This window comes from Shewanella gelidii (genome assembly GCF_014647855.1).
Lineage (GTDB): Bacteria > Pseudomonadota > Gammaproteobacteria > Enterobacterales > Shewanellaceae > Shewanella > Shewanella gelidii.
Map to the genome: position 1 here is coordinate 53,114 of NZ_BMPZ01000006.1, position 16,954 is coordinate 70,067.

Sequence of the window (16,954 nt, forward strand, 5' to 3'; positions counted from 1 at the left end):
AAGTCTGGCAATCCTATAGTCCACAGTCGGATTGCCAGATTCGCAGACTATTTTAAGTCCAAGTTAGGCTCATTCTTGGTGGCGATAAATGTCGCTCTTTTCGGGGCGGGGTAACCCTCTACGGTTAAGCTGACATCATTAGGGTCAAGATACTCGACGAGAGATTCGTTGCGCATCCAACTGGTTGAACGCTGCTCAGCTAAAGAGGTTACGTCGACATCTACACAACGCACATCAATGAAATCACATTTTTCTAGCCATAGTTTCAATGCGTCTACAGAAGGAAGAAACCATACATTATTCATCTTGCCGTATCTATCTTTTGGCATGAGTACAGTGTTTTCGTCACCATCTACGATCAAAGTTTCTAAAACCAGTTCACCACCTGTTCGCAATTGATCGCGAAGTTGTAACAAATGATCGATGGGGGAGCGGCGATGATAAAGTACACCCATTGAAAAGACCGTGTCGAAAGCATCAAGTGGTGGGAGTTCTTGAATGCCTAAAGGCAACATGTGAATGGGTTGGTTTTGCCCAGCAATTCGTTTAATGGCTTCAAATTGGCACAGAAACAACGGAGAAGGATCAATTCCGACCACATGGCGAGCATCTTCGCCCAGCATGCGCCACATGTGATATCCACTGCCACATCCAACATCAAGAACGGTTCTATTCTTTAACGGTGAGATATGATCTTTTACTCGCTCCCATTTCCAGTCAGAGCGCCACTCTGTATCAATATGAATGCCATGGACATGATACGGGCCTTTACGCCATGGGTGAAACAGCTGCAATAGGTTTTCAAGTTTTTCCGTTTGTCCTGAGGTAAGTTGCTCACCACTACCAATTGTCACGCTGTTTTTTAATTCGAGTCGATCGGGCTCAGGGTAGTTAAGCTTATTGAGAACCTTTTCCCACTTCGGCAAGTTGCCGTGTTTGTGCTCGCGTTGCCATTGACCAAGTATAGAAGGCAATGTCTCTAACCAATGCTGAAGTTGAGAGTCTGCGATTTGTTTATAGAAGGAGCTAAAGCTAATCACTTGATTGCCACCATTGATGCAAAATTAAAACACTGGAACCAAAGACTTACATGGCGAAATCCTTGCGCTTTTAATCTTTGTTCATGAGTCGGGTATGTGTCCGGCTTCATCACATTTTCAAGTGCCGAACGTTTTTGGCTAATTTCTAATTCACTGTAGCCGTTTGCACGCTTGAAGTTGAGATGTAGGCCATCCAATAGATCTTGAATGGGTTCATCTTCAAAGCGTAGTTTTTCTGAGAGAACTAGAATACCACCGGGATTGAGTCCGCGATATATTTTTGCCATCAACTGTTCACGATCTTGTGGTGATAAAAATTGTAGCGTGAAATTCAAAACCACCATGGATGCATTGTTGATTTCAATATCTCGAATATCTGCACAGACGAGATTAACTTGGGTTTCGCTCACATAAGCATCAATGTTTTGCTGGCACCGTTCAATCATTGACTGGCTATTATCCACAGCGACAATTTGGCATTGGCGATCATCAATTTGTCGTCTGATGCTCAGTGTTGCAGCGCCTAAAGAACAACCTAAGTCATAAACTTGGGTATGCGGTTGCACATATTGCTTTGCAATATCACCTAAAGTGTTGATAATTTGGGCGTACCCAGGTACCGAGCGTCGGATCATATCGTTAAAAACGCCAGCTACTTGCGCGTCAAATTTAAAGTCTTGGATATGTTCGCTCGCTTGTGCGTATATTGTGTCTTGTGATGGATTCATCTGCGGGTAATAATTAAAAACGTAATCAGCCATTTTAACGGTTCACAAGTCACAACGGCAAGCTTAGACAAGGGTTTTAAAGCAAATAAAGCCTTTAACTTTTATATAAATGTGCAATTTTTTAGGGATCACCATTGAAAGTAACAAACGGGTTAGTTGGTATTCTGATTGGCTTTTGTCTGTGGGCGACGACAAGCCTTGTCCAAGTCCATGCTGCTCCTGAACCGATCATCATTGTACTTGGTGAAGATAGTTACCCCTTTCAGTATTTAAATGAACACGGTGAACCCGCTGGTTTGATGGTTGACCTTTGGCGAGAGTGGTCTCGACAGGTTCATAAACCCGTTGTTTTTGTTGCACGTCATTGGCGGGACTCTTTGGTGCAGCTCCAAGAGGGGCGCGCACAAATTCATATGGGAATGGCTAAAACCAAACCAAGGTTAAAACACTTTGAGTTTGCAGAGTCGATTTCTGAAGTAAACACTCATCTGTATTTACACCATGAATTGGGGAAGAAGACCAGTGTTCATGAGCTTGTTCCATATCATATCGGCGTCGTCAGTGGTTCTTCTCATGAAGCGATTTTAATTAAAGAAGAGCCAAAACTTTCATTTAAATACTATGAAACACGGGAAGCATTGTTTGATGCAATTGTTCGAGATGAAATCAAAATATTTGCTGGGATGGAAGGATACATTCGCAGTCAAGAGCGCCAAAAAATGCTTTCGAAGCTGTTCCCAGCGACGAATCGAATCCAGATCACTCGAACTTTATTCTATCCCGCGGTACGCAAGGGCGATAAAGAGACACTAGCCCTCGTCAATAAAGGCTTTGCCGAAATTGGCGAGGACTTTGTTGAGCATGTTGAGCGACGTTGGCTCGGTTACAAGTCAGAGAATGCAGGAATTTCGATTTCCATGCAATTAGGCGTCGAACCTTATATTGATATGGGGAGAGATGGTGTGCCCCACGGTTTGTTCGTTGATTTTTGGAAGCTTTGGTCAGAAAAGACGGGGATTAGTATCAGTTTTATTCCCGGCAGCATGGATGGCTCGTTACAGAACGTGAAAACAGGCTTTGCCGATGTGCATATTGGTTACCCAGAAAGTGAGCAATTAAAGTCGGGTCTGGTGCGTGCTTGGCATATATATACCATTCGAAGTCGTTTATTTACTTATGGCCAACAGATGAGTTCGCTTGATGATTTGGAAGGCAAGCGTATCGGTGTTTTTCCAACATCGCCCTACATTACCAAGCTAAAGAAAGCGTTGCCAAAATCTCAAATTCGCTTTTATGACAGCATGGAAGCAATGACGCGAGGCGCTAAAAATGGCGATATAGCAGCTTTTGTGGCGGCGGGAGCATGGACACAAAGCTATTTACTTGAGCATCAAGCATGGGGAGATTTTTTCCAGTTTGACTCTTTAGAGTTTCCAACAGAAATTTATGCATTAACACGCAATGTTGAGCTTGGTTTAGTTAATCGAATTCGCTCTGGTTTTAATTTAATTACCTATCCAGAGCTAGCAAAAATTGAGCAAAAATGGATGCTCAATATTAATGACCACAATTTCACCAATGAAGAACAGCAGCTCATCCTTAGTCAGCACCAAAAACAGCTACTCAGTGAAGTGAAAACGTTAAAGCTAGGCTACCTTGCAAATTCATCACCAATGGAATTTACCGACTCTAAAAATCAATTTGCGGGAATTAACGCTGATCTAGTGGCCTTAATCGAAAAAGAATTAGGGATTCGCATTGAATCGAAACCATTTTTACAATGGAATCAGCTCGTAGAAGCGCTTCGTAAAGGTGATATTGACCTTGCGTCGGGGCTAAATAAAGTGCCATTCCTTGAAAGCCATGTGAAATTTAGTGAGCCCTATTGGGCTTCGCCTTGGGCGGTTGCTTCCAAACGCGAGCATTTATCGGTTTATTCACTTGAACAACTTCTCGATAAAAAACTAGCGGTTGTTGAAGGTAGTCAAGTGCTATCGGGGTTGATGGCCTATGCACCAGGATTGAAAATTGTTTTGGTCCCTCATTCTGCAGCAGGTTTGGATGCCATCAACCGGGGGCATGCAGACTTTTTTATTGGCAATATGATGTCACTCCAACAAGCGTTTGCAGTGAGGCACTATGAGCAGCTTGGTATCTCTATTTTGACTGATTTTTCTAGCCGTAAAAGCCACTTTGTCACGAGCCTAAAACACCAAGGTTTATTGCCATTAATCAATTTGGCGTTAATCCACATAAGTAAAACACAGAAGCAGCAAATCACGGCAAAATGGCTCGATGTCCAACTCCTAAAGAACCAACAAGGGCAGTATGGAATGCTATTGTTGTTCATAGTTTCGATTTTGATTTTGGGTTTAAGTTTCGCTTTGTTTTTTAAGCGGGGTGTTGGTGTTAGCTTTTTGCCTCTCTCGAGCTCTTTAGCTCATGCAGAGTCGATGGATATTAGTCATCAAGCCAACAAGGTGCTTCTGGATGACCGCATCCAGCAGTCCGCATTAATCGCACAACGATCGCAAACGCAATTTGCAGTGATGTTTGTAGAACTCGATAATTTGAGTTCAATGAAGGCGAATTCAAAAGCGAAGTTTGCACCCAAAGTGATTCAAGAACTTACGACGATTATGCAGCAATCTATTCGCAAGTCAGATACCTTAGCGAGATATTCAAGTACAGAGTTCGTGATTATTCTCAACAATATGCATCATAAAGATGCTGCCAATCAAGTCGCTGAAAATCTAGTGAAGCTCATTTCTGTCCCACTAAATATTGCAAATCGTCCGCTAGTGATCCGGCCGTGTATTGGAATCGCTGTGTTCCCGAGCGATACGGATAACCCTAACGAGTTACTTGAATGTGCTAAATCGCTTAGCCAGCAGGTTAAAAGCGAAGCAGGAATGGGTTACCAAGTCAGCCAATAGTAAAAATATTGTATCTCTGGGGCATTGAAACCACCTTAAAGCGAAATAATTGCACGATACTTCACCGACTAATGGTGAAGTACTTTGGTAATTGCGCTTAATTCTCTATAATGCCGCTTACAAAAAAGTGTCACATTGCCAATTTTGCCGGAATCCGGATTAAAGGAAAGAGTTTAAATGCGTAGTCATTATTGTGGAGACGTGAACAAGTCTCACGTTGGAGAAGAAGTAACCCTTGTTGGATGGGTCAACCGTAGTCGTGATTTAGGCGGGGTTATTTTTTTAGATCTTCGAGATCGTGAAGGCTTAATCCAAGTGGTTTACGATCCAGATTTGAATGATGTATTTGAGCTTGCTAGTACGCTTCGTGGCGAATTCTGCGTACAGGTTAAAGGTCTTGTTCGCGCACGCCCTGACAGTCAAATCAACAAAGATATGAAAACTGGCGAAATTGAAATCCTCGGCAAAGATCTGACGATTATCAACACAGCCGCGCCTTTACCATTAAGCATGGATAATCATCAAAATAACAGTGAAGAGCAGCGCCTTAAATATCGCTACCTTGATTTGCGTCGTCCCGAAATGGCTGAACGACTCGTGTTTCGCTCAAAGATTACCAGTGCTGTTCGTCGTTTTCTGGATGGCAATGGCTTTTTAGATATCGAAACGCCAATTTTGACCAAAGCAACACCAGAGGGAGCGCGCGACTATTTAGTACCGAGCCGTACTTATAAAGGTCAATTTTTTGCGTTGCCACAGTCTCCTCAGTTGTTTAAGCAATTGCTGATGATGTCGGGTTTTGATCGCTATTACCAAATCGTGAAGTGCTTCCGAGATGAAGATTTACGTGCCGATCGCCAACCTGAGTTTACTCAGATTGATATTGAGACATCTTTCATGACCTCTGACCAAGTGATGGCGAAAACAGAGGAAATGGTGCAATCGCTATTTAAAGAATTACTCAGTGTCGATTTGGGTGAATTCCCACGTATGACTTATGAAGAAGCGATGCGTCGTTTTGGTTCTGATAAGCCTGATCTGCGTAATCCGCTGGAGCTGGTTGACGTAGCAGACCTACTGAAAGACGTTGATTTTAAGGTGTTCCAAGGCCCTGCGACTGATCCTGACGGGCGTGTTGCGGTCATCCGTGTCCCTGGTGGTGCTAGCTTATCACGCAAGCAAATAGACGAATGTACTAAGTACGTTGGTATATATGGTGCGAAAGGCTTAGCTTGGATGAAGGTCAATGACCTTGATGCGGGTATGGAAGGTGTCCAGTCGCCAGTTCTGAAATTCCTGAATGAGCAAGTCGTCAGTGACTTGCTTCAGCGTACTGGCGCGCAAAGTGGCGATATCATTCTCTTCGGTGCTGACAAAGCAAATGTTGTCGCGGAAGCGATGGGAGCACTCCGCCTGAAGTTAGGTGAAGATTTCAACTTGGTCAGTGATGAGTGGCGTCCGCTTTGGGTTGTCGACTTCCCAATGTTTGAAAAGATTGATGGTGGCTACCATGCCGTTCATCATCCATTTACCGCCCCTACGGGTGTTACAGCTGAAGAATTAGAAGCAAATCCAACAGAAGCGCTATCAGATGCTTACGATATGGTACTGAATGGTTGTGAGTTAGGTGGCGGTTCTGTTCGTATTCACAATCAAGAAATGCAATCAGCAGCATTTAGAGTGCTGGGGATTAGTGACGAAGAAGCGCAAGAGAAGTTTGGATTCCTACTGGAAGCACTTCGTTATGGAACGCCACCACACGCAGGTCTTGCTTTTGGTTTAGACCGACTCGTCATGTTGATGACGGGTACACAGTCAATTCGAGACGTAATGGCATTTCCAAAAACCACCACTGCGGCATGTCCATTAACGAATGCGCCCGGATATGCTAACCCAGTTCAGCTTGCTGAGCTCGGTGTTGCCGTTATCGAAAAAGAAAAAGCGAAAGACGAACCGACAACTTAAATTAAATCGAGTGAATAAGCCGAGCAATGTCTCGGCTTAGTTTTTTGGGGAACTCTATTCAGAGGGAGTAGTTATGGCAGGTCATAGTAAATGGGCCAATATCCGGCACCGTAAAGCCGCACAAGACTCTAAGCGCGGCAAGCTATTTACCAAGTTTATCCGTGAATTAACTGTCGCAGCGCGTGAAGGGGGCTCAGATCCTGATTCTAATCCACGCCTTCGCGCAGCCATTGATAAGTCGCTTTCTAATAATATGACCCGCGATACTGTGGAAAGAGCGATCAAGCGCGGCGCCGGTGAACTCGATGGACAAGTTCTAGAAACAATCATGTATGAAGGCTATGGTCCTGGCGGAACAGCTGTGATGGTTGAAACCATGACAGATAACCGTAACCGCACAGTGTCAGGCGTCCGCAATGCGTTTAGTAAATCAGGCGGTAATTTAGGGACTGACGGCTCGGTTGCTTATTTGTTTGAAAAGCGCGGCGTGATTTCTTTTGCGGAAGGGACGGATGAAGATGCCGTGATGGATGTCGCATTGGAGTCAGGCGCTGAAGATGTGGTGACTAATGAAGACGCTTCTGTCGATGTTTATACAACCCCAGAAGATTTTGGTGCAGTTAAAGATGCCCTTGATGCAGCAGCGCTTAACGCAGTCAATGCAGAAGTGACGATGGTGCCGTCTACAAAAGCTGAGCTTGATGCCGCAACAGCGCCTAAGTTTTTACGACTAATTGATAATCTTGAAGATCATGACGATGTGCAAGAGGTCTATCATAATGCTGAAATTTCTGATGACATCATGGAAAACTTAGAATAACCATGGCGATTATTCTCGGGGTTGATCCAGGGTCTCGAATAACTGGCTATGGGGTTATTCAGTGCCAAGGCCGGCAGCAAATTTATTTGGGTAGCGGTTGTATTCGCACCTCGTCTGAAGATTTTTCGATTCGTCTGAAACAGATCTTTGATGGGTTAAGCGAAATTATTCGGCAATATCAACCCACTGAATTTGCAATTGAGCGCGTTTTTATGGCGAAAAACCCCGACTCTGCACTAAAGCTAGGTCAAGCGCGAGGTGCGGCGATAGTTGCTGCGACCCACGCAGATTTACCTGTAGCGGAATATAGTGCGACGCAAATTAAAAGTGCAGTAGTGGGCACGGGGCGCGCTCAAAAAGCACAAGTCCAGCACATGATTCAACAAATTCTTGCACTCCCTGCAGCGCCGCAAGCGGATGCTGCTGATGCGTTAGGAGTTGCAGTATGTCATTATCATACCTGTCAAAGTCTAGTGTCACTTGGCGGCCGAGCCAGTGCCAGAACCTATGGAAGATATAAATGATTGGAAGGCTAAGAGGCACACTGTTAGAAAAACAAGCGCCTGAAATATTGATAGAGGTCAATGGTTTAGGTTATGAAGTGCAAATGCCGCTCACAAGTTTTTATGAGTTACCCGAGCTTCATCAAGAAACTATCGTGTATACACACTTTGTTGTCCGTGAAGATGCACAGTTGCTCTATGGGTTTATTACTAAGCAAGAGCGGGCACTTTTTCGGTTATTGATTAAAACAAATGGAGTCGGACCGAAACTTGCTTTAACCATTCTTTCGGGGATGACCGCAGCAGAGTTTGTCACTTGTGTTGAGCGAGATGATATTGCGACATTGGTTAAGTTGCCAGGCGTGGGTAAAAAGACCGCTGAGCGCTTGTTGGTCGAAATGCGCGATAAGTTAAAGAGTTTAATGGAAGCTTCTCAAGGATCAGAGCGTGAGTTCGTGCTCCAAACAGAATATAAACCTGCGCCGGTTGCGAATACCGCAGAAGAAGATGCTATTAGTGCGTTATTAACGCTAGGATACAAACCCGCGCAAGCGAGCAAAGCTGTGTCAGCCGCATTTGAGGATGGGATTGACTCTGAATCACTGATTAAAGCGGCTTTAAAGTCGATGTTATAAAGCGCAAAAAGGAAATGTCATGATTGAGGCCGACAGGCTGATCCAGCCACAGGTACAAAGTGGTGGTCAAGATGAAGCCGTTGACCGCGCTATGCGCCCCAAATTGCTTGACGAATACACGGGCCAAGATGATACGCGTAGTCAGCTTAAAATATTTATCGAAGCCGCCAAAAAGCGCGGTGAAGCGCTAGATCATATGCTGATCTATGGCCCCCCAGGTCTTGGTAAAACAACCCTGGCGATGATCGTTGCGAATGAAATGGGCGTAAATATAAAGTCAACGTCTGGGCCTGTGCTTGAAAAAGCAGGGGATCTCGCCGCGCTACTCACTAATTTAGAGCCCCATGACGTTTTGTTTATTGATGAAATCCATCGATTAAGCCCCGTGGTCGAAGAGATATTGTATCCAGCGATGGAAGATTATCAGCTGGACATAATGATAGGTGAGGGACCAGCAGCCCGGTCTATTAAGCTGGACTTACCGCCGTTTACTTTGGTTGGTGCAACGACAAGAGCGGGTGCTTTGACTTCGCCGCTCCGTGCTCGATTTGGTATTCCCCTTCGCTTAGAGTTCTATAACGTCAAAGATCTGAGTACGATTGTGGCGCGCTCAGCTAAAGTGATGGAGCTAGACATCGATGAAGCAGGAGCCGTTGAGATAGCCAGACGTTCTCGAGGCACACCGCGTATAGCGAACCGTTTATTGCGTCGAGTAAGAGACTTTGCTGAAGTTAAACACGATGGCAATGTGACTCAAACGATTGCTGAGCAGGCATTAGATGTACTGGATGTCGATGCAGAAGGTTTCGACTACATGGACAGAAAACTGCTGTTAGCAATTATTGATAAGTTTATGGGTGGGCCAGTTGGGCTGGACAATTTAGCTGCGGCGATTGGTGAAGAGCGAGAAACCATAGAAGATGTGCTTGAACCGTTTTTGATCCAACAAGGGTTTGTACAAAGAACACCAAGGGGACGTATCGCTACGCCACGTTCCTATCAGCACTTTGGTTTGATTAAACCTGAGTAGTACGAATAGCGATGAAAAAAAGAAGCCGTGAAGGCTTCTTTTTTATTTGAGTCTTATTGATTTAAATGGAGCTGTCGCTCATCCGAGACCTTGTTCGGCTGATTTCATTTGAATAAATTCAATTTTATAGCCATCGGGATCTTCAACAAACGCTATTTCAGTGCGACCGCCAGCAACGGGACCGGGGGCTCTTGTGATGATCCCACCAGCAGCTTCAATTGTGGCACATCTTTGATAGATATCTTCTTCGCCAATAGCAAGATGACCAAAGCCTGTCCCTAGATCATATTCGGTTGTATCCCAGTTATAGGTTAATTCAACCACGGCTTGCCCGCTTGATTCTTCAGCAAAGCCGACAAACGCGAGTGTATAGCGGTATTCTGGGTTTTCCGATTTTCGCAAAAGCTTCATGCCAAGCACTTTCGTATAGAATTCGATGCTTCGTTCCAAATTTCCAACTCGAATCATAGTGTGAAGTAACTGAGCCATTTGGGTTCCTTAATTTTATTAGAAACTATCGTTGTTATATGGGTTAATTTAACAAAATCAATCCATTGCACAAGATGAGTTGTTGTAGTTTTCCGTAATAATTAACTATTCGTCTGGATAAACTTTATCTTTGTATTCACATAAATCTTCGATAATACAACTGCCACATCGAGGTTTACGCGCGATGCAGGTATAACGTCCATGAAGAATGAGCCAGTGGTGAACATCAACTTTGAACTCTTTAGGAACAACCTTAAGTAGTTTTTGTTCGACTTCTACCACGTTCTTACCCATGGCAAATTTAGTGCGGTTTGAAACGCGGTCGATATGCGTGTCGACAGCAATTGTTGGCCAGCCAAACGCGGTGTTCAGTACAACGTTTGCTGTTTTTCGTCCAACGCCCGGCAGTGCTTCTAAAGCTTCTCGGTTTTCGGGGACTTGCCCTTGATGTTCTTTGAGCAAAATTTCACAGGCTTTGACGACGTTTATTGCTTTATTGTTATACAGACCAATGGTTTTAATATATTCCTTTAGGCCATCGACACCTAAGTCAAAAATTGCCTGAGCTGTATTTGCAACAGGAAATAGTTTATCTGTCGCCTTGTTGACACTCACATCTGTGGCTTGTGCGGAAAGCGTTACAGCAACTAACAATTCAAATGGACTTGAGAAATTAAGCTCAGTCTCCGGTTTTGGATTGTTATTTCTAAATCTTGTGAGTATTTCTAATCGTTTTTGAGCATTCATGTTAGCTTACCTTGGTGATCCGAGCTCGGGTAATAACAGGTGCTGTTTCATCTTTGTTTTTACGACGCTTTTCAAGTCGTTGATCGATGATGTTTTTAACTGCGATTAAAAAGCCCATGGCAAAAAACGCACCTGGGGGGAGCATGGCAATTAGGAATGGCGTATCGACTTGCCATACCTGAATTGTCAAGCCAGCAGCCCAAGGCCCTAGAAGAAGATCGGCTCCATCAAAGAGAGTGCCTTGTCCTAATATTTCTCGAACAGCGCCAAGGGCAAGCAATACAAGGGTAAAACCAATGCTCATCATTAATCCATCATAAGCCGACTTCGCTACAGTATTGCGGGATGCAAAAGCTTCAGCGCGTCCAATGATGACGCAGTTGGTAACGATTAATGGTAAAAAGATACCTAAAGACAAGTAAAGGCCATAGGCATAGGCGTTGATAAGTAGCTGTACCGCTGTTACAAGTGCTGCGATGATCATCACAAATACCGGAATGCGAATTTCTTTTGGAACATAGTTTCGTATTAAAGAGACCGAAATATTTGAGCCAACTAGAACCAGCAAAGTTGCCAGCCCAAGACCAAGCGCATTAGTCACAGTTGCAGTTACAGCAAGGAGTGGGCATAGACCTAATAACTGGACTAAGCCTGGGTTATTCTTCCAAAGGCCTTGCCATGCAATTTCTTTAAACTCACTCATAATTTGCCTCGCAGTTTGGCGTTTGTGCAAATAATAGATTCTTATTGGTGTCAAAGTAATTTAGGGTTCGGTAAATTGCTCCAACATATGCGCGCGGTGTAATGGTGGCACCGGTAAACTGATCAAAGTCGCCACCGTCTTTTTTAACCTGCCACTGTTCTTCTGATGTGTTGGCTAGTGAGCGTCCAATAAAATGATTAACCCAAGACGATTTTCTAAGGTCAATTTTGTCACCGAGGCCTGGGGTTTCTTGATGTGATAGCGTACGAACACCAAGAATTTCACCTTGAGCTGTGATGCCAATAATTAATTTGATTTTGCCGTTATAGCCGTCAGGTGCGATGGCTTCCATTGCGATAGCTGTGGCCTGGGATTGATGAGTAGCTATATATGCTGACAATGGTTGTTGTTCACTAGGTTCAACATTAAAACGGATGCAGGCTTTGAAAGGCTCATTATCAAAACTCTCACTAGGTATTAATTGAGAGAGGGTTGAGATCAGTTGTTGCCTCTCTTGTAGTTTGATTTGGTCTTTTGTTGATTCAAAAACAATGGCGACTAGCGCAGTGCATATCAACGCAAAAATCCCTAGTAAAAAACCATTTTTAAGCATGGATTGATTCAATTGCTTCTCCGTTACTTAATAATTAATTCTATGGCCGTATGTCTTCGGACGGACATAATGGTCAATGAAAGGCGCACATAGGTTTGCGAGTAAAACTGCGAAAGCGAATGCATCTGGGTAGCCACCAAAGGTGCGAATGACATACACCAGTATTCCAATAATTGCCCCAAAAATAAGCCGTCCTTTGTTGCTCGTCGCGGCTGTAACTGGATCCGTTGCGATAAAAAAAGCGGCAATCATAGTTGCACCAGAAAACAAGTGGATCAATGGACTTGGATGGGTATCAGGACCGAACATGAAACCAAGGGTTGAACAAATTGCAAGCGAACCGATTCCTGCGGTGCTGATCTGCCAGCGGATCACTTTTAATTTTATCATCATGATGCCACCAGCTAAGTAGGCTAGATTGACATAAAACCAACCTTGGCTGACACCATTCATAAAGAGTGGTTTAGCAAGGATTTCTGTACTTGTTAGCCCCATCGTGAGATCGGTTTTAAAAGTATCTAATGGTGTTGCCATGGTTACACCATCTATCCCTTGACTAAATTGCGCGACAACCAGCGCTTTGAGCTCAAATATAACTTGTAACGTTTCCATCAAGCTTGGGGAGGCGAGGGCAATGTTGGAGGGTGCGACCCAGCTGGTCATTTGTACTGGAAACGACACTAATAAAAGAACATAAGCCGCCATTGCAGGATTAAACAAGTTGTGGCCAAGCCCGCCATAAAGGTGTTTTACGATAACAATGGCAAATGCGATACCAATGGCCATTAACCACCACGGTGCAAGAGGAGGTAAAGCAAGGCCAAGTAATAAACCGGTGACGATGGCGCTGTAATCTTTCAGGCTTATCAATATTGGACGATTACGCAGTTTGAGGATACAAGCTTCGAAGCCGACAGCAAGTGAAATAGCGAGTATCACTTGAATGAGGTTGCCCCAGCCAAAGCATACAATTTGAGCCAACAATCCGGGAAGCGCACACAAGATCACGCGTTGCATGACCGTGCCGGTTTGCAGCTGTACTGAAATGTGCGGAGATGACTTAATTTTAAATGTCATGACTCGGCGTCTCCATTGTCGATTTGGCTTGAAACCTTTTTTGCTTTGGCTTTTGCAACAGCAGCAGCGATACGGGCTTTCTTACGTTGTTCAGCACTTTGTTTTGCCGCGTCTTCCGTCTCGACAGTTGTAGTTCCATGATGGGGATGCTCGTCTAATTGGTTTTGCTGTTTCTTCGCTTTCGCTTTAGCTACTGCGGCTGCAACTCGTGCTTGTTTATCGATATTATTGGTTTGCTTTGACTCTGAATCCAAATGTGGCAGCTCTGTCTGAGCATCACTTTCAATTTCATCGCCCTCTGGTTCCACATCAACTTGGCTGATTTGTTTTTTGGGCTGAGCTGTATCTGCAGCGGTCTTTTTCGCTTTTGCTCGCGCTACGGCAGCGGCAATTCGAGCTTTTTTGTGTTCTTTTTCTTCAAAGTCAGTACTTTTATCGCTGGCGTTAGACGTTACGACTGGCTCTGCGAGCGCTGAAGACCCTGTGTGTGTTGTTTCAGCATCCGGGACCGTTTTGGCGGAATTTTTGGCTTTCTTCGCTTTTGCTCGCGCAACCGCAGCTGCAATTTTGGCTTGTTTAGAGCTCGCCTCATCAGTGTTCGCTTCCCCAAAAGCCGCTGGCGTGTTTGTTATAGAATTATTTTGGGAGGTTTGTATCCCTCCGCTGCTTTGCGCTTTTTTGGCTTTAGCCCGAGCGATAGCCGCTGCTACCTTTGCTTTCTTATCGTTGCTGCCATTCAGCTGAATATCTATATTACTTTCTTCTGACGATTTGGTTTCTGTTGGCTGTGAAGCTGTTTCTAGGCCTTTGTGTGGCCGATGCTCTGCTTGTTTTGCTTTCTTGGCCTTAGCCCGTGCAATTGCGGCTGCCACGTTTTGCTTTTTATCAGTTTTGGGCTCCGAATCTACAGGCTTTAGCTTCGCTTGTTTGTTCTTTATTCGTGCCATTGCTTCTGCGACTTTGTCCTTGTCATTGCCGGACATTGAAGCTTGACGTTTTTCTGCTGCCTTTTTCGCTTTTGCTTCTCGTTCTTGTTTCTCAGCTTCAAGCCGTTTGAGTCTGGCCTCGAAATGTATTTTGGCTTGTTCTGCAGCCGCTTTTTCTTCGGTTTGAAGTTTTATTGCAGCTTTGGCCTTTCGGTAATATTCCACAAGTGGGATGTCACTTGGGCACACATAGCTACAGCTGCCGCATTCTATACAGTCTCTTAAATTGTAAGAGCTGGCTTTATCGTATTCTTTAGCTTTGGAGTGCCAAAAAAGCTGTTGAGGTAAAAGGCGTGCTGGGCATACTTGCGCACACTCACCACAACGAATACATGCTTGTTCACTACTTTCCGTTGCAATCTCATCTGGCCCGGGGACTAAAAAGCAATTACTTCCTTTTACGACCGGAACATCTATGCCTGGTAGCATGTGTCCCATCATTGGTCCTCCAGCAATTACTTTGTGCAATTGCTGGCCTTGCTCAATTATGCCGCAATGCTCAATAAGATGGGGGAGTGGTGTACCGACGGGAACCCAGTAGTTTCCAGGGGCTTTAACGCCATTGCCGGTGACAGTGACAACTCTTTCAATCAGAGGTTTGCCAACATTCACTGCTTGGTGAATGGCAAATGCAGTCCCCACATTTTGCATTACGATACCAAGTTGTGCTGGTATCGCGCCTGAAGGTACTTCTTGGCCTGTAATGATTTGAATGAGTTGTTTTTCACCACCTGAAGGGTATTTTGTGGGAATGCTGGTAACACGCACTGCTTTTTTCGGTAATTGGCTTTGTTGTACCGCACGCTGCATCGCTTGAATCGCGTTCGGTTTATTATCTTCGATAGCGATAATAATCCGTTTGGGTTGCAGTAAACGGTGGATAATTTCAATACCACTTTGAATTTCGTTAGCATGTTCTTGCATTAAACGATCATCTGCGGTGATATAAGGCTCACACTCAACGCCGTTGATGATAACCAATTCAATGTCGCTACTCGGGTTTAATTTGATATGAGTCGGAAATGCTGCGCCACCTAAACCGGCAACGCCACTAAGTCGAATCCTATCTAGGATTGTATCTGTGTCTGCAGCATCTAAATCGATCGGTTCAAAGTTCGTTTGTTGTTGCGTGTCATCACTTTCAATAATGCAACTAATGACAGGAAGGCCCGATGGGTGATTTGCTCGTATTTCTTTTACAGCAGTGATGGTGCCAGAGCAGGGCGCGTGCACCGGTAGATATTGCGGGTTGATCCCAGCGGTTAGTTGCTCACCTTTCAATACCCGGTCACCAATATTAAACTTAAGGGTGCAAGTATCTTGTAACCCTGGCACAGGCACCCAATATTCTTTTGCTAATGGCAGCGTTTGGATTTCACTCTGACTGGTGAGGGCCTTCGTTTCGGGAGGATGGATGCCACCTGGAGAACGCCAAAGGTTACCTTTATCTATCTGTTCAAGTAGCGTTAACACGTTTTTTCCTCAAGAACGACTTTCACCGGAATTTGATTGAGTTGCCAATCCCAATTGTTGATAGTGGTTTTTACCGGGATCATATCAATACAGTCAACAGGACAAGGTTCGACACATAAATCACAACCTGTACAGTCTGCCGTTATCACCGTGTGCATTAATTTCCCAGAGCCGACAATGGCATCAACAGGACATGCTTGAATACACTTAGTGCAGCCGATACATTCATCTTCTCGAATGTACGCCACTTTCTTTGTCAGCATTTCTTCAGAAGCATCTAAAGGTTCGGGATCGACTCCCATTAACTCCGCGAGCTTTTCCATCGTGGCAGTACCACCAGGCGGACACTTATTGATATGCTCGCCATTGGCAATGGCTTCAGCATATGGTCGACACCCTGGGTAGCCGCACTGCCCGCATTGTGTTTGCGGTAAAACAGCCTCTAACTGGTCGACAATCGGGTTACCTTCAACTTTAAATTTTTGCGCGGCAAAGCCTAAAACTAAGCCAAAAATTGTAGCTAAGATGCCTAAAATGATAATGGCAGTAAAAATCGCGCTCATGTTATTTAACTAGCCCCGTGAAGCCCATAAAGGCCAGTGACATTAATCCTGCGGTAATCATAGCAATAGCTCCTCCCCGAAAAGGCAGAGGGACATCAGCTGCAGCAAGCCTTTCTCGCATAGCTGAAAAAAGGATTAGAACCAGAGAGAACCCAACAGCGGCGCCGAATCCGTAGATGGCTGACTCAATGAAATTGTGCTTCTCATTGACGTTTAGAAGTGCGACACCTAAAACGGCACAATTGGTTGTTATGAGGGGGAGGTATATCCCAAGCGCCCTATGCAAAGATGCACTTGTCTTTTGTACCAGTAGTTCTGTGAATTGAACTACCACGGCGATGACTAAGATGAAGCTCATTGTTCGTAAATAGCTTAACTCAAAAGGGATGAGTAGATACTGATTGATGAGGTAACTTAAAACTGAGGCAAGCGTCAGCACAAAGGTTGTCGCCATAGACATACCGATTGCGGATTCAAGTTTACTGGAAACACCCATAAATGGGCACAAACCGAGGAATTTTACTAATACAAAATTATTGACCAGCACAGTGCTGATCAATAAAAGGAGATATTCACTCATCTCAGATCTTGGTCAATTGATTCTGCAGGCTATTATCGGCTTTTCCAAGTCCATAAACAACATATA

Annotated in this window: 16 protein-coding genes; 6 read left to right on the top strand and 10 right to left on the bottom strand. The window is 44.5% G+C overall.

The window, feature by feature from the left end:
• Nucleotides 1-47 precede the first annotated feature (47 nt).
• Both cmoB and cmoA read right to left on the bottom strand, forming a co-directional pair.
• Nucleotides 48-1,040, bottom strand: coding sequence for a tRNA 5-methoxyuridine(34)/uridine 5-oxyacetic acid(34) synthase CmoB (gene cmoB, locus IEY18_RS11680; protein WP_188921032.1), 993 nt, complete (start codon nucleotides 1,038-1,040; stop codon nucleotides 48-50).
• Entirely contained in the window at nucleotides 1,037-1,768 is a 732-nt protein-coding gene (gene cmoA, locus IEY18_RS11685; RefSeq protein ID WP_188921257.1) for a carboxy-S-adenosyl-L-methionine synthase CmoA, read from the bottom strand. Before cmoA ends, cmoB begins: the two co-directional genes overlap by 4 nt.
• Nucleotides 1,769-1,902: 134 nt before the next feature.
• On the opposite strand from cmoA, the gene IEY18_RS11690 reads away from it, so the two are divergent.
• The 6 genes from IEY18_RS11690 to ruvB all read left to right on the top strand — a co-directional run bounded on the left by IEY18_RS11690 (nucleotide 1,903) and on the right by ruvB (nucleotide 9,657).
• Nucleotides 1,903-4,704, top strand: a complete 2,802-nt coding sequence (locus IEY18_RS11690) for a transporter substrate-binding domain-containing protein (protein WP_188921034.1) — start codon at nucleotides 1,903-1,905, stop codon at nucleotides 4,702-4,704.
• 177 nt (nucleotides 4,705-4,881) lie between these two features.
• Nucleotides 4,882-6,669 (top strand): aspartate--tRNA ligase, encoded by a 1,788-nt coding sequence (gene aspS, locus IEY18_RS11695; protein WP_188921036.1) that lies wholly within the window; start codon nucleotides 4,882-4,884, stop codon nucleotides 6,667-6,669.
• Nucleotides 6,670-6,742: 73 nt separating this feature from the next.
• A complete protein-coding gene (locus IEY18_RS11700) occupies nucleotides 6,743-7,489 on the top strand; it encodes a YebC/PmpR family DNA-binding transcriptional regulator (RefSeq protein ID WP_188921038.1) in 747 nt (248 codons plus the stop codon).
• A 2-nt stretch (nucleotides 7,490-7,491) separates the two neighbouring features.
• Nucleotides 7,492-8,013 (top strand): crossover junction endodeoxyribonuclease RuvC, encoded by a 522-nt coding sequence (gene ruvC, locus IEY18_RS11705; protein ID WP_188921040.1) that lies wholly within the window; start codon nucleotides 7,492-7,494, stop codon nucleotides 8,011-8,013.
• On the top strand, nucleotides 8,010-8,627 hold the full coding sequence (gene ruvA, locus IEY18_RS11710) for a Holliday junction branch migration protein RuvA (protein WP_188921042.1): 618 nt from the start codon (nucleotides 8,010-8,012) through the stop codon (nucleotides 8,625-8,627). The genes ruvC and ruvA overlap by 4 nt, the downstream gene beginning before the upstream one ends.
• 19 nt (nucleotides 8,628-8,646) lie before the next feature.
• Entirely contained in the window at nucleotides 8,647-9,657 is a 1,011-nt protein-coding gene (ruvB, locus tag IEY18_RS11715; RefSeq protein WP_188921044.1) for a Holliday junction branch migration DNA helicase RuvB, read from the top strand.
• A 78-nt stretch (nucleotides 9,658-9,735) separates the two neighbouring features.
• Here the strand turns inward: ruvB and gloA are convergent, their stop codons facing one another.
• The 8 genes from gloA to rsxA all read right to left on the bottom strand — a co-directional run bounded on the left by gloA (nucleotide 9,736) and on the right by rsxA (nucleotide 16,888).
• Complete coding sequence (gene gloA, locus IEY18_RS11720) at nucleotides 9,736-10,146, bottom strand: lactoylglutathione lyase (protein WP_188921046.1); 411 nt, start codon at nucleotides 10,144-10,146, stop codon at nucleotides 9,736-9,738.
• A gap of 105 nt (nucleotides 10,147-10,251) precedes the next feature.
• Nucleotides 10,252-10,893 (bottom strand): endonuclease III, encoded by a 642-nt coding sequence (gene nth, locus IEY18_RS11725; RefSeq protein WP_188921049.1) that lies wholly within the window; start codon nucleotides 10,891-10,893, stop codon nucleotides 10,252-10,254.
• A gap of 1 nt (nucleotide 10,894) precedes the next feature.
• A complete protein-coding gene (locus IEY18_RS11730; protein ID WP_188921051.1) occupies nucleotides 10,895-11,596 on the bottom strand; it encodes an electron transport complex subunit E in 702 nt (233 codons plus the stop codon).
• Nucleotides 11,589-12,221: an electron transport complex subunit RsxG gene (gene rsxG, locus IEY18_RS11735; RefSeq protein WP_188921053.1), complete on the bottom strand. Its 633-nt coding sequence runs from the start codon at nucleotides 12,219-12,221 to the stop codon at nucleotides 11,589-11,591. The genes IEY18_RS11730 and rsxG overlap by 8 nt, the downstream gene beginning before the upstream one ends.
• Before the next feature lie 15 nt (nucleotides 12,222-12,236).
• On the bottom strand, nucleotides 12,237-13,286 hold the full coding sequence (gene rsxD / locus IEY18_RS11740; protein ID WP_188921055.1) for an electron transport complex subunit RsxD: 1,050 nt from the start codon (nucleotides 13,284-13,286) through the stop codon (nucleotides 12,237-12,239).
• Complete coding sequence (gene rsxC, locus IEY18_RS11745) at nucleotides 13,283-15,745, bottom strand: electron transport complex subunit RsxC (RefSeq protein ID WP_188921057.1); 2,463 nt, start codon at nucleotides 15,743-15,745, stop codon at nucleotides 13,283-13,285. Before rsxC ends, rsxD begins: the two co-directional genes overlap by 4 nt.
• A complete protein-coding gene (gene rsxB, locus IEY18_RS11750; RefSeq protein ID WP_188921059.1) occupies nucleotides 15,739-16,308 on the bottom strand; it encodes an electron transport complex subunit RsxB in 570 nt (189 codons plus the stop codon). Before rsxB ends, rsxC begins: the two co-directional genes overlap by 7 nt.
• Nucleotide 16,309: 1 nt before the next feature.
• On the bottom strand, nucleotides 16,310-16,888 hold the full coding sequence (gene rsxA / locus IEY18_RS11755) for an electron transport complex subunit RsxA (protein ID WP_188921061.1): 579 nt from the start codon (nucleotides 16,886-16,888) through the stop codon (nucleotides 16,310-16,312).
• Nucleotides 16,889-16,954: the final 66 nt, after the last annotated feature.

Bases quoted from the DNA above. Each gene is read 5' to 3' on its own strand.
- ruvA (WP_188921042.1), top strand. From the start codon at position 8,010: ATGATTGGAAGGCTAAGAGGCACACTGTTAGAAAAACAAGCGCCTGAA.
- cmoA (WP_188921257.1), bottom strand. From the start codon at position 1,768: ATGAATCCATCACAAGACACAATATACGCACAAGCGAGCGAACATATC.
- IEY18_RS11700 (WP_188921038.1), top strand. From the start codon at position 6,743: ATGGCAGGTCATAGTAAATGGGCCAATATCCGGCACCGTAAAGCCGCA.
- gloA (WP_188921046.1), bottom strand. From the start codon at position 10,146: ATGGCTCAGTTACTTCACACTATGATTCGAGTTGGAAATTTGGAACGA.
- ruvC (WP_188921040.1), top strand. From the start codon at position 7,492: ATGGCGATTATTCTCGGGGTTGATCCAGGGTCTCGAATAACTGGCTAT.
- ruvB (WP_188921044.1), top strand. From the start codon at position 8,647: ATGATTGAGGCCGACAGGCTGATCCAGCCACAGGTACAAAGTGGTGGT.
- IEY18_RS11730 (WP_188921051.1), bottom strand. From the start codon at position 11,596: ATGAGTGAGTTTAAAGAAATTGCATGGCAAGGCCTTTGGAAGAATAAC.
- aspS (WP_188921036.1), top strand. From the start codon at position 4,882: ATGCGTAGTCATTATTGTGGAGACGTGAACAAGTCTCACGTTGGAGAA.
- nth (WP_188921049.1), bottom strand. From the start codon at position 10,893: ATGAATGCTCAAAAACGATTAGAAATACTCACAAGATTTAGAAATAAC.
- rsxB (WP_188921059.1), bottom strand. From the start codon at position 16,308: ATGAGCGCGATTTTTACTGCCATTATCATTTTAGGCATCTTAGCTACA.
- rsxA (WP_188921061.1), bottom strand. From the start codon at position 16,888: ATGAGTGAATATCTCCTTTTATTGATCAGCACTGTGCTGGTCAATAAT.
- rsxD (WP_188921055.1), bottom strand. From the start codon at position 13,286: ATGACATTTAAAATTAAGTCATCTCCGCACATTTCAGTACAGCTGCAA.